General features: G+C 60.2%; 21 protein-coding genes and 1 tRNA gene. 10 read left to right on the forward strand and 12 right to left on the reverse strand.

From position 1 onward, the window contains the following. The first annotated feature begins 3 nt into the window (after window positions 1-3). Window positions 4-924: a carboxylating nicotinate-nucleotide diphosphorylase gene (nadC, locus tag ACZ42Y_RS08000; protein WP_058370496.1), complete on the forward strand. Its 921-nt coding sequence runs from the start codon at window positions 4-6 to the stop codon at window positions 922-924. Next, a complete protein-coding gene (locus tag ACZ42Y_RS08005; RefSeq protein WP_464735447.1) occupies window positions 860-1,672 on the forward strand; it encodes an aspartate dehydrogenase in 813 nt (270 codons plus the stop codon). The genes nadC and ACZ42Y_RS08005 overlap by 65 nt, the downstream gene beginning before the upstream one ends. A 125-nt stretch (window positions 1,673-1,797) precedes the next feature. Here the strand turns inward: ACZ42Y_RS08005 and ACZ42Y_RS08010 are convergent, their stop codons facing one another. Next, on the reverse strand, window positions 1,798-2,529 hold the full coding sequence (locus ACZ42Y_RS08010; RefSeq protein ID WP_058370494.1) for a hypothetical protein: 732 nt from the start codon (window positions 2,527-2,529) through the stop codon (window positions 1,798-1,800). A 163-nt stretch (window positions 2,530-2,692) separates the two neighbouring features. Between ACZ42Y_RS08010 and ACZ42Y_RS08015 the strand changes: the two genes are divergently transcribed. Beyond that, a complete protein-coding gene (locus ACZ42Y_RS08015) occupies window positions 2,693-3,829 on the forward strand; it encodes a tRNA (guanine-N1)-methyltransferase (RefSeq protein WP_464735448.1) in 1,137 nt (378 codons plus the stop codon). Here the strand turns inward: ACZ42Y_RS08015 and ACZ42Y_RS08020 are convergent. The 3 genes from ACZ42Y_RS08020 to ACZ42Y_RS08030 form a co-directional block, all read right to left on the reverse strand. After that, window positions 3,777-4,862 carry a glycoside hydrolase family 130 protein gene (locus tag ACZ42Y_RS08020; RefSeq protein ID WP_058370492.1) on the reverse strand — a complete coding sequence of 362 codons (1,086 nt, stop codon included), beginning with the start codon at window positions 4,860-4,862 and terminating at the stop codon, window positions 3,777-3,779. The genes ACZ42Y_RS08015 and ACZ42Y_RS08020 overlap by 53 nt on opposite strands. A gap of 161 nt (window positions 4,863-5,023) precedes the next feature. After that, window positions 5,024-5,701 (reverse strand): phosphoribosyltransferase, encoded by a 678-nt coding sequence (locus tag ACZ42Y_RS08025; protein WP_058370491.1) that lies wholly within the window; start codon window positions 5,699-5,701, stop codon window positions 5,024-5,026. A gap of 57 nt (window positions 5,702-5,758) precedes the next feature. Next, complete coding sequence (locus tag ACZ42Y_RS08030) at window positions 5,759-6,160, reverse strand: cupin domain-containing protein (RefSeq protein ID WP_236698193.1); 402 nt, start codon at window positions 6,158-6,160, stop codon at window positions 5,759-5,761. A 435-nt stretch (window positions 6,161-6,595) separates the two neighbouring features. Between ACZ42Y_RS08030 and ACZ42Y_RS08035 the strand changes: the two genes are divergently transcribed. After that, on the forward strand, window positions 6,596-8,671 hold the full coding sequence (locus tag ACZ42Y_RS08035; protein WP_464735449.1) for a DUF460 domain-containing protein: 2,076 nt from the start codon (window positions 6,596-6,598) through the stop codon (window positions 8,669-8,671). Here ACZ42Y_RS08035 and ACZ42Y_RS08040 read toward each other — a convergent pair. From ACZ42Y_RS08040 to ACZ42Y_RS08055, 4 genes are all read right to left on the reverse strand, one after another. Then, window positions 8,639-9,868 carry a methionine adenosyltransferase gene (locus tag ACZ42Y_RS08040; RefSeq protein ID WP_464735450.1) on the reverse strand — a complete coding sequence of 410 codons (1,230 nt, stop codon included), beginning with the start codon at window positions 9,866-9,868 and terminating at the stop codon, window positions 8,639-8,641. The two genes, ACZ42Y_RS08035 and ACZ42Y_RS08040, sit on opposite strands and share 33 nt — an antisense overlap. Window positions 9,869-9,937: 69 nt before the next feature. After that, window positions 9,938-10,222, reverse strand: a complete 285-nt coding sequence (locus ACZ42Y_RS08045; RefSeq protein WP_058370488.1) for a U6 snRNA-associated Sm-like protein LSm6 — start codon at window positions 10,220-10,222, stop codon at window positions 9,938-9,940. 84 nt (window positions 10,223-10,306) lie between these two features. Further along, window positions 10,307-11,377: an AbrB/MazE/SpoVT family DNA-binding domain-containing protein gene (locus tag ACZ42Y_RS08050; RefSeq protein WP_464735451.1), complete on the reverse strand. Its 1,071-nt coding sequence runs from the start codon at window positions 11,375-11,377 to the stop codon at window positions 10,307-10,309. A gap of 242 nt (window positions 11,378-11,619) precedes the next feature. Beyond that, window positions 11,620-11,697: transfer RNA gene (locus ACZ42Y_RS08055), tRNA-Val, on the reverse strand. 136 nt (window positions 11,698-11,833) lie between these two features. On the opposite strand from ACZ42Y_RS08055, the gene ACZ42Y_RS08060 reads away from it, so the two are divergent. After that, on the forward strand, window positions 11,834-12,430 hold the full coding sequence (locus ACZ42Y_RS08060) for a macro domain-containing protein (RefSeq protein WP_058370486.1): 597 nt from the start codon (window positions 11,834-11,836) through the stop codon (window positions 12,428-12,430). Here the strand turns inward: ACZ42Y_RS08060 and ACZ42Y_RS08065 are convergent. Beyond that, window positions 12,427-12,783, reverse strand: coding sequence for an ArsR/SmtB family transcription factor (locus tag ACZ42Y_RS08065; RefSeq protein ID WP_058370485.1), 357 nt, complete (start codon window positions 12,781-12,783; stop codon window positions 12,427-12,429). The genes ACZ42Y_RS08060 and ACZ42Y_RS08065 overlap by 4 nt on opposite strands. 142 nt (window positions 12,784-12,925) lie before the next feature. After that, entirely contained in the window at window positions 12,926-13,825 is a 900-nt protein-coding gene (locus tag ACZ42Y_RS08070; protein WP_058370484.1) for an RIO1 family regulatory kinase/ATPase domain-containing protein, read from the reverse strand. A 144-nt stretch (window positions 13,826-13,969) separates the two neighbouring features. Between ACZ42Y_RS08070 and ACZ42Y_RS08075 the strand changes: the two genes are divergently transcribed. Together ACZ42Y_RS08075 and ACZ42Y_RS08080 are read left to right on the forward strand one after the other, a co-directional pair. Further along, complete coding sequence (locus ACZ42Y_RS08075) at window positions 13,970-14,455, forward strand: hypothetical protein (RefSeq protein ID WP_058370483.1); 486 nt, start codon at window positions 13,970-13,972, stop codon at window positions 14,453-14,455. 52 nt (window positions 14,456-14,507) lie between these two features. After that, complete coding sequence (locus tag ACZ42Y_RS08080; protein WP_058370482.1) at window positions 14,508-14,978, forward strand: hypothetical protein; 471 nt, start codon at window positions 14,508-14,510, stop codon at window positions 14,976-14,978. Here the strand turns inward: ACZ42Y_RS08080 and ACZ42Y_RS08085 are convergent. Both ACZ42Y_RS08085 and ACZ42Y_RS08090 read right to left on the reverse strand, forming a co-directional pair. After that, the gene (locus ACZ42Y_RS08085; protein WP_464735452.1) at window positions 14,975-17,128 is read right to left on the reverse strand and encodes a metallophosphoesterase family protein; all 2,154 of its coding nucleotides are present in this window, start codon (window positions 17,126-17,128) and stop codon (window positions 14,975-14,977) included. The genes ACZ42Y_RS08080 and ACZ42Y_RS08085 overlap by 4 nt on opposite strands. A 283-nt stretch (window positions 17,129-17,411) precedes the next feature. Continuing rightward, window positions 17,412-18,815 carry a hypothetical protein gene (locus ACZ42Y_RS08090; protein ID WP_464735453.1) on the reverse strand — a complete coding sequence of 468 codons (1,404 nt, stop codon included), beginning with the start codon at window positions 18,813-18,815 and terminating at the stop codon, window positions 17,412-17,414. Window positions 18,816-19,029: 214 nt separating this feature from the next. Between ACZ42Y_RS08090 and ACZ42Y_RS08095 the strand changes: the two genes are divergently transcribed. From ACZ42Y_RS08095 to ACZ42Y_RS08105, 3 genes are all read left to right on the forward strand, one after another. Continuing rightward, window positions 19,030-20,679 carry an ABC transporter substrate-binding protein gene (locus ACZ42Y_RS08095; protein WP_464735454.1) on the forward strand — a complete coding sequence of 550 codons (1,650 nt, stop codon included), beginning with the start codon at window positions 19,030-19,032 and terminating at the stop codon, window positions 20,677-20,679. After that, complete coding sequence (locus tag ACZ42Y_RS08100) at window positions 20,669-22,537, forward strand: ABC transporter permease (protein ID WP_464735455.1); 1,869 nt, start codon at window positions 20,669-20,671, stop codon at window positions 22,535-22,537. Before ACZ42Y_RS08095 ends, ACZ42Y_RS08100 begins: the two co-directional genes overlap by 11 nt. 62 nt (window positions 22,538-22,599) lie before the next feature. Beyond that, a complete protein-coding gene (locus tag ACZ42Y_RS08105) occupies window positions 22,600-23,700 on the forward strand; it encodes an ABC transporter ATP-binding protein (RefSeq protein ID WP_464735456.1) in 1,101 nt (366 codons plus the stop codon). Window positions 23,701-23,715: the final 15 nt, after the last annotated feature.

Consider the following 23,715-nt stretch of genomic DNA (forward strand, 5'->3'; position numbering starts at 1 on the left):
GCCATGTCCGAGTATCTCCTCGAGCAGTTGTTCCTCGAGTGGCTGAGGGAGGACGCGCCCCACGGCGACCTGGCAAGCGAGTTGCTCATACCCCCGGGGCTCGAGGTAAGGGCCGTGGTTAGGGCCAACGAGAGGGGGGTAGCCGCCTGCGTAGAGGATGTGGCAAGGGTGCTGGAGAGGCTGGGCCTGGAGGCGAGGCCGCTGAAGAGGAGCGGCGAGACCGTGGAGCCCGGGGACCTGGTCCTGGAGGTGAGGGGCGAGGCCCGCAGGGTGCTCCTGGTAGAGAGGACTCTCCTCAACCTGCTAAGCTACCTGTTCGGCGTAGCCACTGCCACCAGGGAGCTAGTGGAGAAGGCTAGGCGCGTTAACCCCCATGTCCGGGTGGCTGCAACCAGGAAGATCCCGCCAGGGCTGCGCTACCTGGCCAAGAGGGCCGTGGCTGCCGGGGGCGGGGATACGCACCGGCTCAGCCTCAGCGACGCCGTGCTGATCAAGGATAACCATCTAGCCGTGCTGGGGGACGTGGCGGAGGCCGTGAGGAGGGCCCGGGAGAGGGCTAGCTTCATCCACCGGGTAGAAGTCGAGGTGGAGACCGTGGAAGACGCTGTGAGGGCTGCCAAGGCGGGAGCCGACGTGGTAATGCTTGACAACATGTCGCCCAGGGAGGTGGCGGAGGCGATACGCAGGCTCGAGGAGGAGGGGCTCCGGGGCCGCGTGCTCGTGGAGGTTAGCGGCGGGATCACCCCAGAGAATATCGCCGAGTACGCTCGTGCAGGGCCCGACGTGGTGAGCACGAGCTATATAACGATGAAGGCGCGGCCGGTGGATCTAAGCCTGGAGGTGGTGGAGGTGCTAGGCCGTGAAGAGGGTGGCAGTGATAGGCTGCGGCAACATAGGCACCGAGATAGCCAGGGCCGTGGATAAGGGCGTGGTGAGGGCCAGGCTCGTAGCCCTCTACGACATAGAGCCTGGGCGCTGCAGGAGGCTCGCCTCGGGGCTCGAGAGGGAGAGGCCCCTGATAGCGGAGAGCCTCGGGCAGCTACTGGGTCAGAGGCCGGACCTAGTTGTGGAGGCTGCAAGCCAGGAGGCTGTAAGGCAGTACGGAGAGCAGATACTGAAGAGGGGCATAGACCTAGTGGTGCTGAGCGTAGGGGCCCTCCTAGACAGCGAGACGAGGGAGAGGCTCCGGGGAGCGGCGGAGGCTACTGGAGCCAGGATACACGTGCCCTCCGGCGCGGTAGCGGGGCTAGACGCCCTGAAGTCGATGAGCCTAGTGGGGGTTGACAGGCTTGTTCTCCGCACGAGGAAGCCGCCCAGGGCCCTCGCAGGAGCCCCGGGGGCCCGGGGGGTGGATCTCGAGGGGCTCCGGGAGCCGAGGCTAATCTACCGGGGGCCAGCCAGCGAGGCTGTGAAGCTCTTCCCCGCGAATGTGAACATTGCTGCAGCCCTGGCTCTAGCCGCGGGCAGGGAGCCACTGGTCGAGATAGTTGCAGACCCTACTGTGGATAGGAACATCCACGAGGTGGAGGCCGAGTCCAAGGTCTCCAGGCTCCACATTGTGGTGGAGAACGTACCGAGCCCCCGGAACCCGAGAACGAGCTACCTGGCGGTGCTCTCCATTATAGACCTGCTGAGGAGCCTCACCGGCAGCGTCTACATAATCGCCGGCTAGCCGCCCCCATGGCCTGGGAGGGAGGGGTCGGCACCAGAAACCATCATCACCGGCTCCTTCAGCATATCTAGCCCTCTCCATCCCCCAGCCGCCAGGGATATGGGCCTCCAGGGGGCTCTTTTCCCCTAGCCCTTCAGCCTTCCCTCAACCACTATGGGTACTACGCCCATCTCTCTCAGCCTCCCAACGTAGCTGGCGAGGTCCCTAACCAGCCCCGCATCCAGGATAACGGCTGCCACGCACTCGAAGTGCCTGAGATAGTCCCTGACCTGGCCTATGAGCCTCTGAAGCTGCGTGGACGACCTGGGCACCTTGAGCTCCACACCGCAGGGGCCGACCTGCATGTCTATCCTGTAGCGGCCTACCCTGACCTGCCTCCTGACCGGGACCCTGGTGAGGCGGGCGCGGAGGTACTGGTATAGCTGCTTCTCCAGGTCCTCCTCGCCGCGCACGGGCTCCGGCCTGAACTCCTTCAGGGTATTGACTATGTTCTCTATTCCCTCGCTGATTCTTGCGAGCTGCTTCTTGCTCTCAAGCTGGGCCTTGAACCTGTCAAGCTCTTCAACCACGTCCTTGTACTTGACCTTGTACCTCCTAGCGTACTCTACCACCTTCTTGAGGGAGAGTCTCTCGGCGAGGGCTCTCACCTTCTCCTGCTTGGACCTATACCTTTTGAGGCTGATGCCCTCCCTGACACCTATCTCGTCCAGCTGCCTTGCCTTGAACCTGCTCAGCAGGACCCGTTTGAGCTCGTCGGCCTTCAACTTGTAGGCGATGCTCGCCTGGACCTCTGTGCCTAGGATCTTCGCTCCGCGCACTATCGCATCCATACCCTTCTTCAGCTTGTCGAGAACCAATGCGGGATCCCCGGGATCCCACGCCGGGCCTGAACGCTAGAGGATTAAGTAATACCACTGTTTATATGGTTAGCGCTGAAGATGCGTGGCCAGGTCCCACGCCTTATTACCTGCCGGCTGGGCGGCGTGCACGCCCCGGGCTGATGAGCCTCCTCTCACCCCCATGCCGAGCCGTGGCTGCAGGGCTATGACGTGCCTCACGGTATCTGACCCGGAGCGGTGCAGGGAGAGACGGTTCCGGGAGCTGCCCCGGTACCGGCTTCTCGGCATGCTCGAGGAGAGGGGATGGTATAGGCTCGGCAGCCTCATCCACCTTGACCGGTCGAGGGTGAGGGAGAATCCGTTCCAGGAGCTGCTTCTCCGCGTCCTGGTCTGGGGCGGGGGCTTCCGCGGGGCTGTTGGCTGGTCTGGCGTGGAGGTGTTTCGGGAGGAGTACTGCGGCAGAGTGTTCCGCTACCTCGCGGGCAGAGGCGGGGAGAGGGCTGACGCTGTATACACACCCTCGGCCGACTGGAGGATGGAGCTGCTCGTGAGGCTGCCGGAGCGCACGCTCCCCCTTATAGTGCTCGACCTGAGCCTCCTCCACCGCCACGTCTCCCTTTCGGAGCTGAGTAGTCTCCGGCGCCAGGTTGGGGCAGTGCTTGGCGTGGTCCGGAGGTTCCTCTGGGACCGCCACCTCCTGGTTGCAGGGGCGCCTCCCGGCGCCTATGAGTGGCTCCGCCTCTTCATGGGGAGGGCTCTGGTGGACTACTCTCCGCTGGCCTCGGACGAGGCTGCCTCGCTGCGGGGGGCCAGGCGGATTATCCTCCTCGACCCCGGCGCCGACCGCGACCTCGATGCCCGCGACGTGCTCGAGGCCGACGCCTTCATACTGGGCGGCATCGTTGACCGGGTGCCGAGGCCCGGTGAGACGAGGAGGCTCAGGCTTCAGGGCCTCGCTGAGCCCCGCAGGCTTGCCCTGCGCGGCAGCGTTCACGGCGTCCCCTCGAGGCTCAACTCCGTAGCGGAGATAGTGCTCCGCGCGAGGTACGAGACCTGCGGCGACGTGGAGGAGGCTATCAGGAGGGTTATGAGCCCGAGGGATGCCAGGCTCCGGGCCTACGTGGAGCTTAGCCGCTGGAGCCGGGGAAGGAGGCGGAAGGTACCCTGGAGCCTCTACGAGGAGCTAGCCAGCTGGCTCCCACTCTCCCCGAGGGATTTCGTGCGGGCCACGCGGATGGCGGGGCTGGAGGTCGAGGGGGAGCCGCCTAGTATATGCGGCCCCGGTCCAGCTCGGAGAGAATGCCGTCTATCTCGGTGACCGCTAGGCCGACGAAGCTGTCGGCGGCGCCATAGCTTATGAGTATCTCTGAGCGGCCTATGGGCACGGCGCCGCATGGGAAGACTACGTAGGGCCTATCCCCGTAGACTTCGTAGGTCTCACGCGGCTCCATAATATACCTGGGGGTGATAGCCTTGACTATGAATCCCTCGCTCCTGCTATACTCGAGCAGCAGGGCGAACACCCGGTAGAAGCCGTCCATATCCACGCCGTGCGCGAGGAGGAGGAGATCCCTGCCGACACGGATGGGAGGCGTAGACCAGCCAACCTTGTACTCGAATGGGGCGGGTGTGAGCAGCACGGTAGGCTTCCTGGCCACCATCCAGCGGAGGCCGCTGCCGGCATCATCGCCCTCCTCCACCCTGCTGGCAACCGCCACGAAGCCCCCATCCCCTACATGTGGGCGGTGGAAGAGTATCTCCGGGCGCTCCTCGCCGTACATGAAGGCGTCCTTGTCGCTCCTCAGCAGGCTCCACGGTATATCCCCGGTTATGTGGACGTAGCGCTTACTCCAGGTGTAGCCGCCGTCCTCGGAGACGGCTGTGACGGGGAGGGTTGAGGGCAGCCCATGAGGCTTGTCGGATTTGAAGTAGTCTATCGTGCGGCCACTGAAGGTCATGTAGAGGCGCCCGCCTATCTCGTAGACCCTGGGGTCCTCTGTGCCCCATACATCGTAGCGGTTCGACGGGTTGATAATTATCTTCGCATCGATCACGGTGGGAAGCTCTCCGGCGAGAACCTGGCTGACTATGAGCCTGCCCAGAGCTATGGCGGAGACGTAGCGGTAGTAGCCAACTATTATGCGCATGTATAGCTTAAGCTCCTTGCCCTCAATATGGGCGGAGGCGTTGAACACTGAGAATGGGTTCCTGCGGGGATAGTTGATAAGCCGGATCGCATCGGGACGTATCACCGCCAGCCGCTTGGCTAGGTCTAGCGTCTCGTAGCGTCTAATCCTCGCGGCCTCAAGGGAGCCGGAAGCGTAGCTGAACCGGGCGGGGAGAGAGGCCACGGGCTCCACCCCGGGAGGCGGTGCATGAAGCCAGGAGCGGGGAGGAGACATGCAGAGTCCCGGGCTCAGCAAAGGCCAAATTCTTCACTGCCGGGTGCGGGGCTCCGCGATAGCTGGTCACATCACCACCTGCGAGGACGTGAACGCCCTGGTCCTTAGGCCTAGGTGCGTAGGCGGTAACGGTCACCTGTTTTCTCCAGCAGCCCGGACTCGACCAGCATCTCTAGCGCATCCTGATAGTAGAACTCCTCCACCTCTATACCGTACCACTCCTTGAACAGCCTCTTTATCTCCTCATAGCTCCACTCCCTCTGGCCCGTCTCTCTGCTGTGCTCCTGGAGCATTCTGCGTATAAACTGGGTCACATCCTCCAGCCTTGTCCACGGGTACTGGAACCACACCCAGTCCTTGACCTCCATGTAGTAGAAGTCTGGCTTCAGCTTAGCTACCGAGCTTATCCACTGGAGCGTCGCTATCCTAAGCTCTTCGGGGCCCCACTCCCTGGCCACGTAGTCGCGGGCCAGTATAAGGGTCTCGCCAGTGTCCACGATGTCGTCCACGAGTAGGGCCCGGTGGCCGCGGAGGTCGACCCTGTACGGGAACTTTAGCACAGCCTTCTCGGATGCCTTGGCAGCCTCCGTCCAGTGCTGGCTCTGGATGCTGAGGAGGTTCTCGACGCCGAGGAAGTCGCAGAGGAGCCGTGCCGGCACATAGCCGCCGCGCGCCACAGCTATGACTACTGTGGGCTTATAGCCGGACTGCTTAATCACCCTGGCCAGGCCACGGCTCCACTCGACTACCTCCTCCCAGGATACTAGCTTCACCGGTACACGGGGCACGGCCCCAGCCCACCCTCGGAGCCCTCCGGCTCCCGGGGGCTTCAAGTCTCTTACTCGCTAACCCTTCTTGCAGGGATTGTAGTCCTCGCCTACGCTAGGCTTGAGGGGTATCATGCAGAGGAACACTACGCCCTTGTCTCCGACGAAGTACTCGTGATGAACGTTGGGCGGTATGTATAGAAAGTCTCCCTGCCCCACGGCGTACTCTCTCTCGCCTATCCTGACCCTCATGGAGCCGCTTAGCACGAATATCTCATGCTCCCAGGGGTGGCTATGCCCGGGTATGTGGGAGCCGGGCTCAGCCGTGAACATCCTCATAGCAAATGTCGGCGCGCCATCCTTGTCGGAGACCAGCCAGCGTATATAGACGCCGGGGAGCTTCTCGCCGCCGACCGAGGCCTCGCTGGCCTCCACGTCTACAGCTCTACCAACCTTCTCGCCGCAGGGGCCACGCTCCACAGCCAAGACGCGGGGCACCGGTAGGACCGCCTGCAGAAGGAGGGGAGGCAATAACTAGCTTGCCTTAGGCACAGGTGGCGAGCCGGTCGCGTCCGGCCCGGTACACGTCACCGGCGCCCCGCCTCGGCGGGCAAGGGGCGCGCGAGGGGGCACGCTCATCCCGGATGGCGGAAGGGTTGGTGTGCCCCGCCTGACCGCCCCGCTTCATAGCCCCGTAGCCGGGTCTCAGCGGGTGTGAGACCGGCGGGGCCCCGGGGTCCCGGTGGACGGGGCCGGCCCGGGTATTAGGGAAGCGGCCGCGCCGGATGAAGGGATATAAACTATGGAGCGGCGCCTAGAGCCGCTATCCCGGGGCCGCCCGGAGCACCTCCACCGACGCCCAGGCTACTGGTCCCCGGAGGGGCCCGCGGGGCCGCGTGCTGCTCGAAGGGGTGGTTGTCTCTGCGCGTGGTCGGCGTCGACATAGAGCCCGGGTGCAGCAGCGGGCCCCGCTGCTACTCGGTAGCTATAGTGGAAGACGGGAAGCTCGTAGCCAAGTACGAGTCTGTACCCATTCACAGGCTTATACGGCTTGTCTGGGAGCATAAACCCGACATTCTCGCAGTGGATAATATACAGGAGCTTGCCCCCAGCCGGAGAGAGCTCGTCAAGATAACATCAATGCTGCCCTCCGAGCTCGTCATAGTCCAGCCCACTCGCATGCCCGACGGCACCCTGGTGAGCGTCCGCAAGCTCGCCAAGCTAGCCGGCCTAGAGGCCGGCGGCTCCGGGAAGCTCTCCCCCAGCCGGACCGCCTACCTTGTAGCCCTTCTAGCCTCGATGGGCTACGGCTCTAAGATACGCTTCGTCGAGGAGAAGACGAGGATAGTGGTGGCTAAGTCCAGGCGGCTGAAGCACGGGGGGATGAGCAGCCCCAGGTACCAGCGCCGTGTACGCTCAGCCATACTCCGGGCCGTGAAGGATATCAAGAGGATGCTGGACCGCCACCGGCTAGACTACGACCTGGTGTTCCGAAAGAGCGGCGGGGGCCTCGACAGCGCCGTCTTCATAGTCTATGCGCCAAGAAGCAGGCTTAACGGTATAGTCAAGCCGCACGAGGACAGCGACGTGAGGATAGAGATACAGCCCGTCTACAGCAGCCGCGTAGTCTTCGAGGACTCCGGGCACGGGGGGCTGCAGCAGGCCAGGCCCTACATCATAGTGGGCATAGACCCGGGGATCTCGACCGGCATAGCCGCCGTGGACCTGAACGGCCGTCTCGTAGTAGCGCTTAGCAGGAGAGGCATAGACAGGAGCGAGGTCATAGAGATCATCATGCGCCACGGAATACCTGTAATGGTGGCCACCGATGTGAAGCCCGCGCCAGAGTTCGTGAAGAAGCTGGCCGCCGCGATAGGGGTGCCCGTCTACGAGCCCCCCACATCGCTTAGCGTCGAGGAGAAACGGTCGATACTCGAGGAGTATGCAAGAAGGTTCCCTGAGCTACGCCGTATTGCAGACGCCCACGTCCGGGATGCGCTGGCTGCTGCAATCAAGGCCCTTCATGTCCACGAGTCTAAGATGAGGCAGGCCGAGTCCTACGCTGCGAAGCTAGGCCTGGACGTAGACATAGACGCCATAAAGGCGGACGTTATAAGAGGCGCCACTATAGCTGAGGCCGTGGAACGCGCTATAAACGCTGCTCTCAACGGGCTCGGAGTCAGAGACTACCTCGTGAAGAGGGTCAGGAGGCGCGGCGGCGAGAAGGCCGAGACCCGGGAGGAGCAGAAGCCTGCCGACAGCATAACCAAGCTGCGCGCAGAGCTGGAGACGCTTAGAGCCGAGAACATCGCGCTGCGCGCCAAGCTCCGGGAACTGAGCGAGCAGCTCCAGCGGCTGGAGGCGGAGTATAGGCTACTCCAGATAGAGAGCCGCGACGCCCTCGAGAGGGACCGCGAGATAAACAAGCTCTCCCACGAGGTTAGGCTGCTGAGAGCAGAGCTCGAGAAGGCCCGGGAGGAGGCGAAGACGCTTAGACACGAGCTACGCGAGCTAGAGGAGGCGCTCTTCCTGGCCGCCGCCGGCGAGGCGATACCCGCCATCCAGCTCGGCGAGCTAGACGCTGAGGCTGTCGACAGGCTGTCAAGCCTCGCAGCCAATTACGGTAAGCTCGTGGCAGTCGTCAACGCGATCAACCCGGTGCAGTGGAAGAGGCACGGGCCAAAAGTGGCTGGGCTCCTGCTGGCAGTACTGGTACCAAGGGATTCGCTTGACCGCAGAGAGGCAGTCGAGGCCCACGGAGTACCCGTGCTCCCCCTGGAGGAGTACGAGGCCAAGAGGCTCGGCGAACTCGTACTCCTGGACGAGAGGGTGATCATTGATGCCTTCTACCGGCTGAAGCAGATGGAGGAGCGTAAACGGAGCGAGAGGCGCGGACTTGGACTCATGGAGCTGAAGAAGATGCTTGAGGAGTATCGGGCTAGGAGGATGAAAACTCTGCTAGAAGACGCTAATATTGCCCTCAATGAATAGCTTTGTCAGCTTGCTGTAGTTGTCCAGCTCCTCCTCCACTATAGCCTCTATCTCGCGCACAGCATCGCTGGACAGAGGCTCGCCAGGCTTCTCGGCAAGCACCTTAACATTCGCCACCAGGGGGTCGTTGAGCGGCCTCCCTATCTGGCTGAGAAGCTCAACGTAGACTTCACGAACGCCCTTGACGCTCTCATGTACCTTCCTCGCAATGTTCATGGCCATAACGTTGTATATCTTGCCCACGTGGCTGACCGGGTTCTTGCCCGCCGCGGCCTCCAGGCTCATAGGCCGAAGAGGGGTTATGAGGCCATAGCTCCTATTCCCACGGCCCGTCATGCCGTCGTCCCCATGCTCGGCGCTGGTGCCGGTGACGGTCAGGTACACTATCCCCTTGTCAGGCTTATCACCGGTATTAACATGCACCTCTACATCGTAGTCGGGGGCGATCTTGCTAGCGAGATCCAGCACGGCCTCACGTATAGCGTCCTTGACCGAGAGGTAGTGATCCATGTCGGAGACGAGGCTTGATATCACCGCAGCGGCTATAGTTATGTCCACCCTCCTGCCGCGGCGCAGCCCCATAACCTTAATGTCCTCGCCTACCTCGGGGTTCTTCTCCTTGAACTCCCTGCTGTTGAGAAGCCTCTCAGTCTCATACACCAGCCTCTCGAGGCGGGAGAACGGGGCAAACCCTACGCCAACACTGGTGTCATTGGCTAGCGGTACTTGCCTCTTGCCCAGCTCGAATATGCCGACGAGGTCGGCGCTGCCGTGGCCTATCTTGTAGTCGACTATCACATGCTTCTCGGGGTCTAGAAAGCGGAAGTTGCTTTTTATCCAGCCCTTGACAGCGTCTAGCACTATCGGGCCTATGGGTATCTTCTCAACACTGCCGTCCTCGAGTCTAACCTCTGTGGTTGCCCTACCCGATACTATGATGTATATGGGCTGTAGTACTTCGCCGCCGCCAAACCTGGGAGCTGCCTGGCCACCGACAACCAGCACCTTGTCGAGATTATGATGCAGCACCGCGCCATAACGGTTTAGATAATACTTGGAGAGACGCCTGGCAGCCTCTTCAGCCGCGGCATCGGCTATAGTGTCCGGGTGCCCGATACCCTTCCTCTCAACGAGCTCTACACTATGCTCCTCTATAGGCTGCCACCTGATGCTCTCGACCACAATATTCCGCGGCACCGGCCTCACCGTCTCGGGGGCGCTGCTGCTGGACCTTAAAGGCGTAGTCGGCTGCCGAGACGGGCGGCTCTAGCCTATGGGCAGCGAGCCGCCGGCCGCAATCTCGTAGTCGACGCTCACGTATACCACGTGGCTTCCGCGTATCAGCACCCTACCGTACTTCACCTTAGGCTCCATAGTGCCGGGCTTCAGCTCAACGCATTCGTCTAGAACAAGGTTCATTGTGGAATCGGTTGCATCGAGCTTCCCTATGTACTCGCTTCCATCCTTTAGCTTCACCAGTATAACCCTTCCCACGGCCTCCTTTAGCACCCTTAGAGGGCTGACCATCCTGACGCGCTGGCGCTGCGACATAGCCATAATGCACCTCCGCCCAAAAACGCTCAATAGCAGCATGTATTGCCATGCTGCTAGCCCGGAGCGCCCAGAGCTATAAATCTACGCGCCCTCCTGTCCTCTCAGCCCCTCTCCCAGGAGTTCATGGAGTATTGAGCGGTTCAGTGAGAGCTCCAGTAGGTCTATACTGTAGTCCACCAGCCTTTTACTGCTCTCAATAATGTTCCTGACCAGCGCTACTACTATGGGCTTATGCTCCCACTCCCTATCACAGTTAATGGTCTTGAGCAGCTCCTCGTTCCTCCTACGAATCTCCATACCCTTCTCTATCCCCTCATCAGCGCGGGAGGGGCTGGGCTCTAGGAAGGTGGAGGTGGCTAGGCGGTACTGCTCCGCAATCTCTTCAAGATGGCCGGGCAGCGGGGCCAGGCATCCCCTGCTAAAGTCTATGCCGTGGTTAAGCAGCTCTATAGCAGTAGACGCTATCCTGGAGACGTGGTCTCCAGACCTCTCAAGGTGCTTAGCGGCCATCATGATTATACTGGCGTCCGCTAGGCTCGAGAGCCCTATCTCGCTCGGCAGCCTGTACCCCGCCAGGACGCTGGTGAGCTGCCTCGAAATGAACATGTAGAACTTGTCTACTACGTCGTCTCTCTCCTCAACCTCGACTAGTACATCACGGAGGCTGCGGCGGAGGCCGGTTATCACGTCCTCTAGCATGAACTCGACGGTCTTTATGAGGCGCCGCAGCGATGTCTCGAGTGGAAGACTCGCTGTGTCGGCTATAACCTGGAGCACTATGGAGGAGGATGACTCCTCGACAACCTCTACCCCGATGAGCCTGCTGCCTATAAACCCGCGGAGCTGCCTGGCTATCTGAGGGCCCGGGGCACTGCCAAAGACCACTTCTATGATATCGGCGCCCGCGATATAGTGGGAGATCACCCTTCTAACTATCTGCCAGAAGCTCCACCCCTCCTCCACCTTGATCCTGGCCGTGACCGGCCGGCGCTGCCGCCCTCCCGCGGGCGCCAAGCGGAGGGATCCATCGGGCTCGAGCCTCATTAGCACCTCGGAGCCCTTGCCTATACCATGGAGCCTTATCCACTCCTTAGGCAGCGTTACCACGTAAGAGCCTCCACCCGTAACCTGCACGCGCCTACGCTCCTGCAAACAGCGATACCCCCTGAGATGATGAGGGCATCCTAGGTGATGAGGCCTAGGGAAGCATCCCCTCCACACAGCGTAGACGTGTGGAGGGCTTCCCGCTCAGCCCCTCATCACGAAGGCTCAGCGGGGTTCGCAGACACCCCGAACGCCGGGTGGCGTAAGCCATTGAAGAGGCTGTAATAAGTATCGAGTCCAGGCCTGGCACGCGGTGAGGGCTTGGCGGGCCGTGGAGGAGGCTGGGGCGATGGTGGGCCCGCGGGGATTTGAACCCCGGACCTCCGCCGTGTCAGGGCGGCGTCCTAACCAGGCTAGACGACGGGCCCGCCCGCTGCCCTGCAGGACCCATGTCTAGGGGGCTGACAGGCTTAGGGCGTTATAAAACTTCATACCAGGCCCCAAGGGCCCTGCCACGCCCAGGGTTATATCAGCCTCCAAGCCGAGGTATGGAGGGAGATCACCGTGGCGCCCGGCGTAAAGTTCGTAAAGGAGATAGGATGCGGTGACCGCAAGATAATTGTGGCTAAGGGAGATATAACCGAGATAGAATGCGACGCTGTAGTAAACCCAGCCAACAGCCTCATGTACATGGGTGGCGGGGTAGCCGGTGCCCTGAAGAGAGCCGCAGGCCCAGAGGTCGAGGAGGAGGCTAAGAGATACGCCCCAGTGCCGGTCGGGAAGGCAGTGGCCACGGGGGCGGGGAGGCTCGAGCCGCGGATAAGAATGATAATACACGCACCGACCATGGAGAGGCCCGCTATGAGGACTACGGTGTCCAAGGTGGTCAGGGCTACCAGGGCAGCGCTCGATACAGCGAAGGAGAAGGGGGCCAGCTGCGTAGCATTCCCCGCTATGGGGGCTGGGGTTGGAGGCCTTGAAGCAAGAGAGAGCATGGAAGCCATGCTCGAGGCCTTAGACGAGCACTGGAAGAAGAGCAGCAACCCGCAGACCGTGGTGTTCGTAGCCTATATGGATAGGGATTTACGCCAGTTCCTCGAGGTGCTGGAGAGGGCCCGGCTGGAGAGCTGCCGGAGGGAGGGCGCAAAAACAAGGTCCTAACTCTCGGGCTCTAGGATTATCCTTATCTCCCGCACCGTTGTTTTCACTACCTTCCTTACCCCTCTCACTCCAGGCTTGTACTCGGAGCGCACTAGGCCTATCTCCTCTAGCCTCCTCACCTGCGTCGACGCGTTAGCCTTGCTCTGGTTTATTATCTCGGCTATCTCTCCTATATCGGCCTCCCTCTTAAGCAGCTCCGTCAGTATCCTAATCCTCGTTGGGCTTGCGAGCGCGCTGCACACCCGATAGATGTACTCCTCCCCGGACACTATGAGAACGCCATCCTTCTCAACTATCCCCTCATGCGATGCCTCAACCGGGCGCCTTACCTCGCTCTGCTCCAACGCAGCCATTCACTCCACCCACGTAGCAGGACTATCGGGGTTTGTACTTTTTAGCGCTTCGCTTCATAGCTAGGTGGTAGCAAGCGCTACTATTTACCGGGAATTTTAGCTATGAAGACAATCTACAATAATGACAGTACGCTATGCATGCTCAGATAGAATCCGCCTCGCCCTTCACGTATTTAATGAGTTTCCTCGTATCAGCCGCAACACCATACCTTTTGCGGAAGAAGCGCGCCACGTACTCTACATCCCTGCGGAGGAGCTGCTCCGCGGAGGGATGATCCCTCTCCACGTACTGGGGCCAGTCTATTATGTAGGGGCGCTCCCGGTCGTCCTCGAGGACGACTAGGATATTGTACTCGCTGAGGTCCCCGTGGACTATCCCAACCTCGAGGTATGCCTTCCTAAGAGTATCCATTATATCCCTGAGCATGGACTCGGGGTCGACAACCTCCTTGTACATGTAGAGCTCGACCCCCTCGATGTACTCGGTGACCACGGCATGGCGGCTGTAGCCCAGGGGCCTCGGCACGAGGGCGCCGACGCGGTACAGCTCTTCAAGGGCTCGGTACTCCCTCTGCCCCGCGAGCTTGGCCAGCTGGAGCCATGAAGAGTAGGGCTTTTCTGCAGCATAGTGCCGGACCCTCACTATACGATGGAAGCTCGTCCTCCCAGCCCGGTGGAACTTCACTATCACCCTTTCCCCGTTGGGGGTCAAACCGGAGTAGACGTCGCTCTCCTTGCCAACACCCAGGGTGTCGCCTAGGGCTTGGAGGATCCCGCGCTCAACGAGGGAGTGAAGGGCAAGCATGTCTAGTCCCATGTAGGTTAGGCGGTAGCCGGTGTACTCTCCAATCCTGCGTTTAACCAGCTTGAGCCTGTTGAGCTTCTGGAGGCTCATGGCCACATGGATTGATGGCATGCGGAGCCGCCGCTCTATGACCTCGACTGGGACGTACTCGTACCTGGGCATCTCCCTCTCTATGACGGATAGTACCTTGAAGTCTCTATCAACGAGCTTTCTGTACGTCAGCGCAAGCAGTACCATCCTGCCTGTGCCCCTCTATGCTTCCTCATCTCGGCCGCCGCTCTTACGGGCCCCTCTCCCACTATGGGCTCCCGGGCCCCGCCGGTAATAGGGTAGCCGGTATAACCCGGGTAGCTGCTGTAGTATTCAGCCCGGGGACTAAGGGTGGGAGAGAAGGGCTGGCAGACGCTGGACCCTGAGATAGAGGAGTGCCTAGAGCGCTTCAGAGGGCTGCGCTCCAGCCTCCCCCGCAGCAGGGAGCCTTTCGACCTCTTCCTCCTGGAGTGGGCGGCGTTCAAGCGCCGGGCCGCAAACGTAGCGGCAGAGTGTCTCTCGAGGCTGCTGCCCGGCTTGGTCAAGAGCGTCTACTACCTAGAACTCGCAGACTCCTATGCGGGCAGGGACGTGGATCTTGTAGTCGACCTCGACGATAGGGCTATGCGCGTGGATCTGGAGGAGGTCGAGGCGACGCTGGAGGCTCTCCTATCCAGGCTGGCCGAGATGGCCGCTATAGAGGTGCAAGTGTATACCACAAGCCCCAGCCTCTTCGAGGTACACATAGCAGCCCGCGGGGTCTACGGCTCCCGGACCCTGCCGGGCCACAGTGTCCAGCTCCTCCCACGGCCGGGGACGGGGCGGGGGAACCTCTAAGCATAGCCAAGAATACCCGCGGAGGACTCCAGAGCCCACGGCTCGGAGAGCTGTGGGCTCTGAGAAGGACCTCGAGAGCTGCATCGCCGGGGAGCTGGGCCGCGCGGCTAAGAGTATAGCCGTCCTCCTAGAGGCCGCCCGCAGGCTTACACACGCATCCACCCTCTGGGAGACCTTTGAGTGGCAGAGGGCTAAGCGAATCATAGCACAGTCGATAGCCTCATGCCTCTGCCGGATCCTGGGCTGTCGCGTCTACATGACCGACCTGCATGGGGGAGAGCCTAGCACCGGCCTCGGGGACAAGGACATAGACCTGATCATAGACTGCCCCCAGGGCCCTAACCCATCCAGCCTCGAGGGGGTAGCGGAGAGGCTTGCAGCCGGCATGCTGAGAAGCTTGTTGGGAGACAGCCCCTACCGGGTCCTCGGGGTCCCCAACATTGTAGAGGTGCATGAGGCTAGCGAGTTCCTGTTCAAAAAGTACCTTGAAAGGGGGGCTCCCTACGTGGCTAGGCTATGCTAGCGCCTAGCAAGCACTGTGAAGGCCGCTAGGACAGCTGCCACCAGGATTGCCACCAACAGCGTGGTGCTGGAGCTCCCCGCCGGCTGCGCGGCCGTGCTCGAGGAGCCCGGGCTGCTTGCCACGAGCTGGGGCACTGTCAGTGTTGGGCTGAAAGGCTGACTGGCCGTCGTATGCGCGGCTTCCTGTGTAGCAGGTGTTGACGCTGTAGCCGATGTGGATGCTGTGCTGGTTTTAGCCGCGGCTGCCGCGGTAGTGGTGCCGGTGTGCATGGTAGATGTAGTTGTTGTAGCTGCTTCATGCGTGGTGGTAGCCCTTGTTACAGACGTGGTGAAGGCCCGGTACTCTATTACACGAGTCAGATACGAGGCTTTGCCGGAGGCGTCGACGGCCACTATTGTGACCTTCACCTTGCCGGCCTTGAGCGGGGGTATGACGAACCGCGCAGTGCCCCCCATAACCATCGGCTTTAGCGTTAAGGTCTTCCCGTCGTACTCCAGCTTCGCGTAGATCTCCTTTATACCCCAGGAGTCGTCGCCGACCTCGACTGCCAGAACCACCGGACGGCCCTGGAGCGGCTTAGAGGGCGTTATCCCCTCCAGCCTGAGTACCGGCGGCTCCTTATCCGGCTTTATGTAGAGTGTTGCCTGGTACTCGAAGCCCTGAACCGGGGGCCTGTTAGCGTAGGCATAGAGCACGCAGCCCAGGGGCGTGCAGCGTAGCTGGTAGTGGTCGAGGCCCCGGAGGTACAGCTCTGCAGTCTTGCCGAGCCAGCTCCTCGGCACGTGGAGGGCCACCATGGTCCTCTTCATGTAGCTAGCTACCTTGGTGTCGCCTAGGAGCAGTGTAGCAGTAACAGCTGTGGGCGTCTCCACGTAGCTCACGTGGACTTGCTCTAGGTTAAAGCTTGAGTGGCGCATCCAGTAGGGCCCTTCACCATGTATCTCGACGCTGCCATCTGGGCTCACGGTTATTATGCGGAATCCGTGGTAGTCCTCCGGCCTCACGCTACCGCCGGTGGCTGTAGTGACTACGTAGCGTATGAGGCTCCCGTCGGGCCTTACTACCTCGGCGTAGGAGTTTAGGTGCACGTGGCCAGAGAGGACTAGCACTACCCTAGCCCTGGCAGAGAATATACCGTCCACGAGTATCCTCAGCGCCTTGGGGCTGGCGAGCCAGCTGGTGTATATGTATCGGTAGCTGCTGTTAGGCTTATTGCTTAGGAGGAGCCTGTAGAGCTGCTCACCGCTGGACACGTTGAACCTGTAGGGTATGTCGCCGAACATGTGGGTGAAGTGGGGGTGATGGAAGGCTACAATCTTGACGGGCTCGCCCGCGGCTGCTAGCACGCTGCTAGCCCAGAGGGCCTGCCCCTCATCTATATAGCCGTCTCCGCCGCTGTCCACAATCACTATACGGTATAGGCCGTAGATACTGAGCGTCTGGTTGAAAGGACCGTAGTACTTCTTGAAGTTCTCCGAGGCTCCTACATGATCGTGGTTGCCGGGCACCACTACCAGCGGCTTGTCGAGCAGCATGTCTGTGAGCACTGCCTGCATATACTCATCGTCCTTAGCCGTGTCCGCCACATCCCCAGTGTCGAACACTATGGTGTTGTTAGGCAGGCCGATGGCTATAATGTCGGCGGCTAAGTCGTAGTTGGCTGCACTCCTTCCGTTGGAGTTTATTACTCCGAAGTGGCGGTCCGTAACATGCACTATATTCATCGGCTTGAAATCGTCGGCACTCCCTACATACACCGCGTGGGGCTCTCCATAGACACCCTCCTCAGCGTATATTATGAGGTCGTAGAGCCCGTGTACAGCCGTGTCTGGAACCCTTACCTCTAGGCTTCCGGGAGCGAAGCTGCACTCGTAACTGTGGCCATAACCATCATCTATAGCTATCTTCCTTATATGTAGGGGCTTGGAGATTACCAGCTGGAAGGAGCCGCCGGGCTCTACGAAGGCAGGCCTACCTAGCTTGGGCAGCAGCACCAGGCCCGGGACGTACTCAGCGAGGGATTGCGGCCTGGGAATGTTTACTTCCACTACTTTGCCGGCCTGCCCGGTCCCCGCGGCAGCTATGCCACAAGTCTGCAGCAGTACCTCCAGAATCAAGGCTACAAGCATTATCCTGGCCAGGTTCTTCATGCCGTCACCTTCACCGTGGATAGGGTGCAGCCGGAGCTATATTATTGAGTTCCTACAGGGGCTCTGCACTACTATAGCGGCTCTGGAGCATACGGCTGCCCACAAAACCTTGCCGCAACACCCCGCGCCCCATACAGCATGGTGCCCCGTGCCGCTACGAAGCCCCCTACACCCAGGGGTGAAGGGGTGAACGAGCCGGAGGCCAGAATGCGGTAGGATGAGCACCAATATGGCCCAGGGGTGTAAAACCTTCTACCAGGTGAACCGCCTATACTGCCCCCTTCTACTTGCGGCGCATAGCCAGCCCTGCCGCTATGAGGGCTATTATTGCCAACACGAGGCCGCCCACGGCTATTGACATCGCGCTTGAAGCCTTGGACTCGGCCTGGCCGGCGGCATTGGAGGCAGCGGCCATCCTCTGGTCTACATAGGATTTTAGCTGCTCCACCGCCTTGTTGAGGCCCTGCTGTAGAGCCTGGTTCAGGGATGCCTGCACCTCCGACAGCCTCTTGTCCACGTAGCTCTTGGCACCGGAAGCCGCCTGGCTGGCATCCTCTGCCTTCTTCATAGCCTGCTGCGCGGTATCCATAGCCTGTTCTGCCTTCTTCGCGGCCTCCAGGGCAGCCTCCTTAGCCTTCTCCAGCACTTCCATCTCCTTCTTGAATATCTTTAGCTCCTCGTAGTTCCCGGTCGCCCATAGTATCAAGTTACGGAAGAACCTTGGCCCATCGAGGTGTACCCCGTGATAGTAGTAAGATACTAGCGACTGGTAGCCGAAGTAGGGAGATTCACCACTCACTATGACTATCTTGGTGCCCTTGCTGGTGTTTACTATCTGGGCAGCCATGAGGACGAAGCGGCCCTTCTCCCCGGCCTGGTGGGCATAGCCGAACTCGCCGGGCTCGCCAGGGTTCCTGGGCTGGTGCTCCACCACCACGCCGTTCTCGCTCGTGAAGAGTATGGGTATTATGGTGTCGGGCGTACCGGGGTCTGTGACTTTATGCCAGTTGCCGTTCTCGTCCACCCAGGCCACTGCACCGGGGCCGTGCATTAGCACCTTCTCCGCGCCTAGGGCCAGGAGGTCGGCGTCATAGCGGCTTGGAGGCTGAACGAGGGCTACTACACGGTAGGAGCGCCCGGCATTGCTCTTCGTATCCTCTATGCTGACGTAGTCGCTGCGTAGCTTCACGTCGAAGCCCTTCTGGGCCAGGTAGTCGAGGAGGTCATTACATATGTGCTGTGCGAGCTCGAGGTTGCCCCCCTGGGCTGGGTAGTCGCTATCAGTTGCACACCACAGGGCCTTGCGGCCCTCGCCGCCGAACCAGCTGGCTACAGCGTCCTTCTCAGCCTTGCTGAGAGGCTCCACCGGCTGGCCTATTATCACCATGTCTATGGAGGCCTCCTTAGTGAGGACTGTTAGATCGCCAACCGCTATCCCGTAGGCCCTATTCTTTATGCACTGAGGCAGCTGGTCCACCTGCGCGTTGGACTTAACTAGTATAATCCAGTAGGCATCCGGGACGACACTCATCATTGCACAGACTCCATTATAGTTCTGGCCATGGGCCAAGTCTACCAGTATCGTGGGCAGCTCGAGGCGGGCCGCATGAGCCGCCTGCACCAGGCTTTGGTAGGAGGCCAGTAGAGCAGCTAGGAGAAGCAGGGGAACAATACTCCTTATACTCATTCATGACACCTCGCATTACTGCTAGAACAGCTTGTTCCATGTCGTAAGCAGTTAGCGGGCCCTAGGATTTAAATCATGTCTCTCTGTAGAGTATGGCTGGCCCAACAACACTACTTAGGGCTACAACTGGCTTACATAATCGCCTGCTAGCGCCGTAAAAAGAGACTAAAAATACTGTACTATTGCTCCAATAGCTAACACGGTGCTACTGGGATTGGACGCCCGCACCCTTAGCATAATAGCAGCTGTTATCATAGTTGCCGCTATTGTGGCTACCACCATCATAGCCTGGCACCACAAGCCTTCTGGAGCGGTTACAACAACTGCTACCTCAGGTACAGCAAGCGCTACGGGCAAGCCATCTCCCACAGCTCAGACCACCCAGACACAGGCTACGGCGGTCGGCACCAGTACCACAACTATCACCACAACCACGACAACAGCCACCGGGGCTGCAACGGGGACCCCAACGTCCACCAGCGGCGGAGCTGCCACTACGACAGCAGCCGGTACCGCTACGGCTACGCAGCCCCCGGCAGGCAAGTGCAGCAAGAGCATCGAGCTCGTAGTGTTGACGAGGCACCCCGCTGACATCCAGGAGAAGGCTAGGGAAATGTACCTAAAGTCCGACATAGCGAAAAGATACTGCATAAAAGATATTAGGTTCATAGCCGTGCCCGCGGGCTTCTGGCCCACGTACATCGAGAAGCAGAGCATCGACGTTGCATGGGGCGGTGGCCCCACACTGTTCGACAACCTATACCTTAAGGGTCTCCTCCGGCCGCTCCAGAGCAAGCTGGCGCTCGACGCTGCCAGCCAAGTGCCCGACCGCTTCGCCGGGGTATCTATGAAAAGGATCGGAAAGGATGGAAAGATATACTGGGTTGCCGCAGCAATAGCTAGCTTCGGCTTCACAGTTAACAGGGATGTGGCTAAGCAGCTAGGCTTCAATGTAAGCAGGCTCAAGTCCTGGAGAGACCTGGCCAGCGACGACCTGGGCCTGATACTGGTGAAGTATGGTGTTCCAGCCCTCGCGATAGCTAACCCACTGCAAAGCACCAGCAATACTAGGATATACGAGATTATCCTCCAGGCTTACGGCTGGAAGGAGGGCTGGCGGGTTCTAACACTCATGGCTGCCAACGCCAGGATAGAGGAGGGCAGCGCTATAGTACGCGATGACGTGATAAACGGCGAGGTTATGGTGGGCATAACTATAGACTTCTACGGCTACACCGCCGAGAGGCTTAACCCCGCGTGCAAGTACGTGCTGCCACGGGGCGAGACCATAGTCAACGGCGACCCCATAGCAGTGGTTAAGTCCACGAAGAACCCCGAGGCCGCCGAAGCGTTCGTGGCATGGGCGCTGACAGAGGGGCAGAAGATATGGCTTGACCCCAACATCAACAGGCTGCCGGCCAACCCCAAGGTGTTCGAGACCCCGGAGGGCCAGAAGCGCCCCGACCTCGAGAGGGCGTTCTACGAGGCCATGAGATCCAAGGTTATAAGGTTCAATGACACCCTGGCGCTCGAGACTGAGTATGCTATGCAGCTGTACTTCGTGGCCACGCTGATAGACCAGCACACGCTGCTCCAGAAGGCGTGGACAAGACTGCTTAAGGCATACTATATCGACCATAGTATAGACGAGGCCACTTTCAAGGCGCTCAGGGAGAAGCTGACAGACCTGGTTAATTACAAGGACCCCGTCACGGGCAAGGAGGTCGTGTTTACGCTGCAAGACGCTATAAGGGTTAATAAGATCCTGCAGAAGAACATAAACCTGAAGGAAGCCTATATGAATGCATGGCGTGAGGCTGCGAAGCAGAAGTATGAGGAGGTACTAAAAGCCCTTGGCGGCTAGAGAGCGGCCGCTGCTAGAGCGTCTAAGGCCGGCAAGGGCTAGGGCCGACCCGGAGATAGTTATACTGCTCTACACTCCTCTGCTCGCCATTATTTTTGCATTTATAGCGCCGCTCCTCACAGTGGTCCTCGAAGCGTCGAGGATGGATTTCCGGGAGCTCGCTACAAGCTACTATATAAACCCTAGCCTAGACGCGTTCAGCAACTTCATATCTATTAATAGGCTTCCCGGCACTATACGTATAGATGTTAATGGATTTGATATGGGTGTTATAGGTAATACTCTAGTCAACTCTGCCATAGTGACCGCTGCGGCGGCTACTATAGGAGCCAGCATAGCGGTACTGATAGGGCTATACCGGTTTCCGGGAAGAAGGCTGCTGGCGGTACTCGCCTATGTGCCACTGCTGATAGCTCCCTTCGTAAACGCCTATGTTATGGAGCGCTACTTCGGGAAGAGCTTCACCTTTAACACGCTGTCATACATGATAAGTATGATTACAAGGCCCCTATTCGGCGAGAACGTTGTGATAGAGTTTAGCGGCCAGGCAGGGGTGGCGCTCGCACAGACACTCATGTTCTACCCGATAGTCTATATAAACGCGTTGGCCGCTCTCGGCACTGTAGATGCCACACTCGTCGAGCAGGCCATAAACCTTGGCGCCAGGGGCTGGAGGCTGATAAGAAGCATAATCCTGCCGCTCATAATGCCTGGCGTGCTAGCGGGGTCCGTCCTCGTGTTTATACTTAGCCTCGAGGATGTGGGAGCCCCTATAGTGTTTCGCTTCCACAAGATGATGTCATACCAGATATACCAGTACTTCCAGAGCGTTGGGAGCGAGGCCTCGCGCCCCCTCGTAGCTGCCCTCAGCCTGCTCATGCTTCTATTCGCGGCGATCCCGCTGGCGGCGATACGTAGGTACCTCAGCCTACGGTACTATGCCAGGCTCGCCCGGGGGGCTCCCCGGCCCTTCAGGGGGCTCCGGCTGGGGCCTCGGGGCCTCCTACTAGCCTACCTTGTGGCGCTGCCCATAGTCCTTACTGCTGCAGCTCCCCAGATAGGTGTGGTTGTACTAGCCTTCAGCAGGAAGTGGATAGGCCCATTGCCAGATCTACTGCCGCCGGGCAGGCTTTTCGACAACTTTGCTACACTAGCTGGCATGGCTGGCGTGGTTAGGAGCATCTACAACAGTGTCACCTACATGCTCGAGGCTATAGTGTTCATAGCGCTGCTCGGGTTCATGGCAGGCTACGCTACCGCGCGTGCACGGCTACCCGGCGCCGCGCTGCTGGATCTGCTCTCATCGCTGCCTCTAGCCGTGCCCGGCCTCGTTGTAGCCTTCAGCTACTACGTGTTCTTTGCCACTTACTTCCATGGCACGTTTCTAGACCCGGTGCTCTTCCCGGGCCACGTGCTGGTACTGGCTTATATCATGAGGAAGCTGCCCTTCACAGTGAGGTCTGTCTTCACAGCTGTGATACAGACACCGGAGGAGCTGGAGGATGCTGCACGGAGCCTCGGGGCCAGACGGGCCATGACTATAAGGAGGATAGTGCTGCCCCTTGTATGGAGGGGCTTATTGGCTGGGCTCCTGCTGAGCGCCATATACGTGCTTAGCGAGGTTAGTGTGAGCATCACGCTCGGCGGGCTTAAGGGGAGCATAGTGTCGCGCGAGCATGCAGGGCCGATAACCTTTGCGATACTCCAGCTAACTACGCAGGCTACAATAGTAGCTGGGGGGACGCAGCCGCAGGCGAAGGCCGCCGCACTAGCGGTGGTATTGATGGCCCTGGAGGCTGGCGTCATACTCGCCGCCAGCAGGCTCACCAGGCGTGGCCAAGCCCTCGTGACTATCTAGCCTGGGCCGGCCCCTTGCCCACCATGGCACCCCGGGTGGTACACCCCTGGAGGGGCGCAGGCTTGTCCTTCATAGAGGTTCGGGGCGTGGTCAAGAGGTTCGGTAGGACTGTAGCGCTGAGGGGAGTCAACCTTAGCATAGGGAAGGAGGAGCTCTTCTCGATACTCGGGCCGAGCGGCTGCGGGAAGACCACCCTGCTGAGAGTTATAGCGGGGTTTGAGGTGCCCGACGAGGGGAGGGTTTTCCTCGAGGGCGATGACGTGACCGAGCTTGCGCCGGACAAACGCGGGACTGTTATGGTGTTCCAGAACTGGGCCCTCTGGCCCCACATGACTGTATACGACAACATTGCCTTTGGGCTCCGGCTGCGCAGGCTCCCCCGCGAGGAGATAGACCGGAGAGTGCGATGGGTTCTAGAGCTGCTCGGCCTTGAAGGCATGGAGAACCGGTACCCGGGGCAGCTGAGCGGGGGCCAGCAGCAGCGGGTCGCGCTCGCCAGGGCGCTGGTGGTGCAGCCGAGAGTGCTTCTCCTCGACGAGCCGCTGAGCAATCTTGACGCCAAGCTCCGGCTCAGGTTACGCGGCGAGCTGAGGAAGCTTCAGAGGCAGCTAGGCATAACGATGGTGTATGTTACTCACGACCAGGAGGAGGCTATGTCCCTCTCGGATAGGATGGCTATAATGAGGGACGGGCTCATAGAGCAGGTTGGGAGGCCGGAGGAGCTCTACAGAAGCCCTAAGACGCTCTTCACAGCGGTGTTCCTGGGCCGCACCACCCTCGTGCTAGGCAAGGTGGAGGACGTGGAGGGGGAGACAGTGGTAGTACGGGTGGGCAGCACCCTGCTCCGAGCAATGAACCATGGACTCTCCCGCGGCGATGAGGCGGCAGTCGTGGTCAAAGCGGAGGGGGCCAGGCTCCATCCCCCAGAGGAGGGCGGGTACGAGGCCGTGAAGGGCCGCGTGACAGTGTCCATGTACATGGGCTCCTTCATAGAGATCAGGCTCCTAATCCCGGGCACTCGGTATGAGCTGCTCCTCGACCTCCCCAGCGACGTGGAGCAGCCCAGGGTGGGGAGCGAGGTGAAGGTGTACGTGCCGCTCCCCAATCTGCACGCTTACCCCGTCGAGGAGAGGATAGTCAAGGAGGCAATGGAGCAGGTCTGAAAAGGCGTGGAACCC

The organism is Pyrodictium brockii, assembly GCF_055379715.1.

Coding starts and splice junctions, on each gene's coding strand:
- nadC (WP_058370496.1), top strand. CDS start 4: ATGTCCGAGTATCTCCTCGAGCAGTTGTTCCTCGAGTGGCTGAGGGAG.
- ACZ42Y_RS08085 (WP_464735452.1), bottom strand. CDS start 17,128: ATGAAGAACCTGGCCAGGATAATGCTTGTAGCCTTGATTCTGGAGGTA.
- ACZ42Y_RS08045 (WP_058370488.1), bottom strand. CDS start 10,222: ATGTCGCAGCGCCAGCGCGTCAGGATGGTCAGCCCTCTAAGGGTGCTA.
- ACZ42Y_RS08065 (WP_058370485.1), bottom strand. CDS start 12,783: ATGGCTGCGTTGGAGCAGAGCGAGGTAAGGCGCCCGGTTGAGGCATCG.
- ACZ42Y_RS08015 (WP_464735448.1), top strand. CDS start 2,693: ATGCCGAGCCGTGGCTGCAGGGCTATGACGTGCCTCACGGTATCTGAC.
- ACZ42Y_RS08070 (WP_058370484.1), bottom strand. CDS start 13,825: ATGGTACTGCTTGCGCTGACGTACAGAAAGCTCGTTGATAGAGACTTC.
- ACZ42Y_RS08090 (WP_464735453.1), bottom strand. CDS start 18,815: ATGAGTATAAGGAGTATTGTTCCCCTGCTTCTCCTAGCTGCTCTACTG.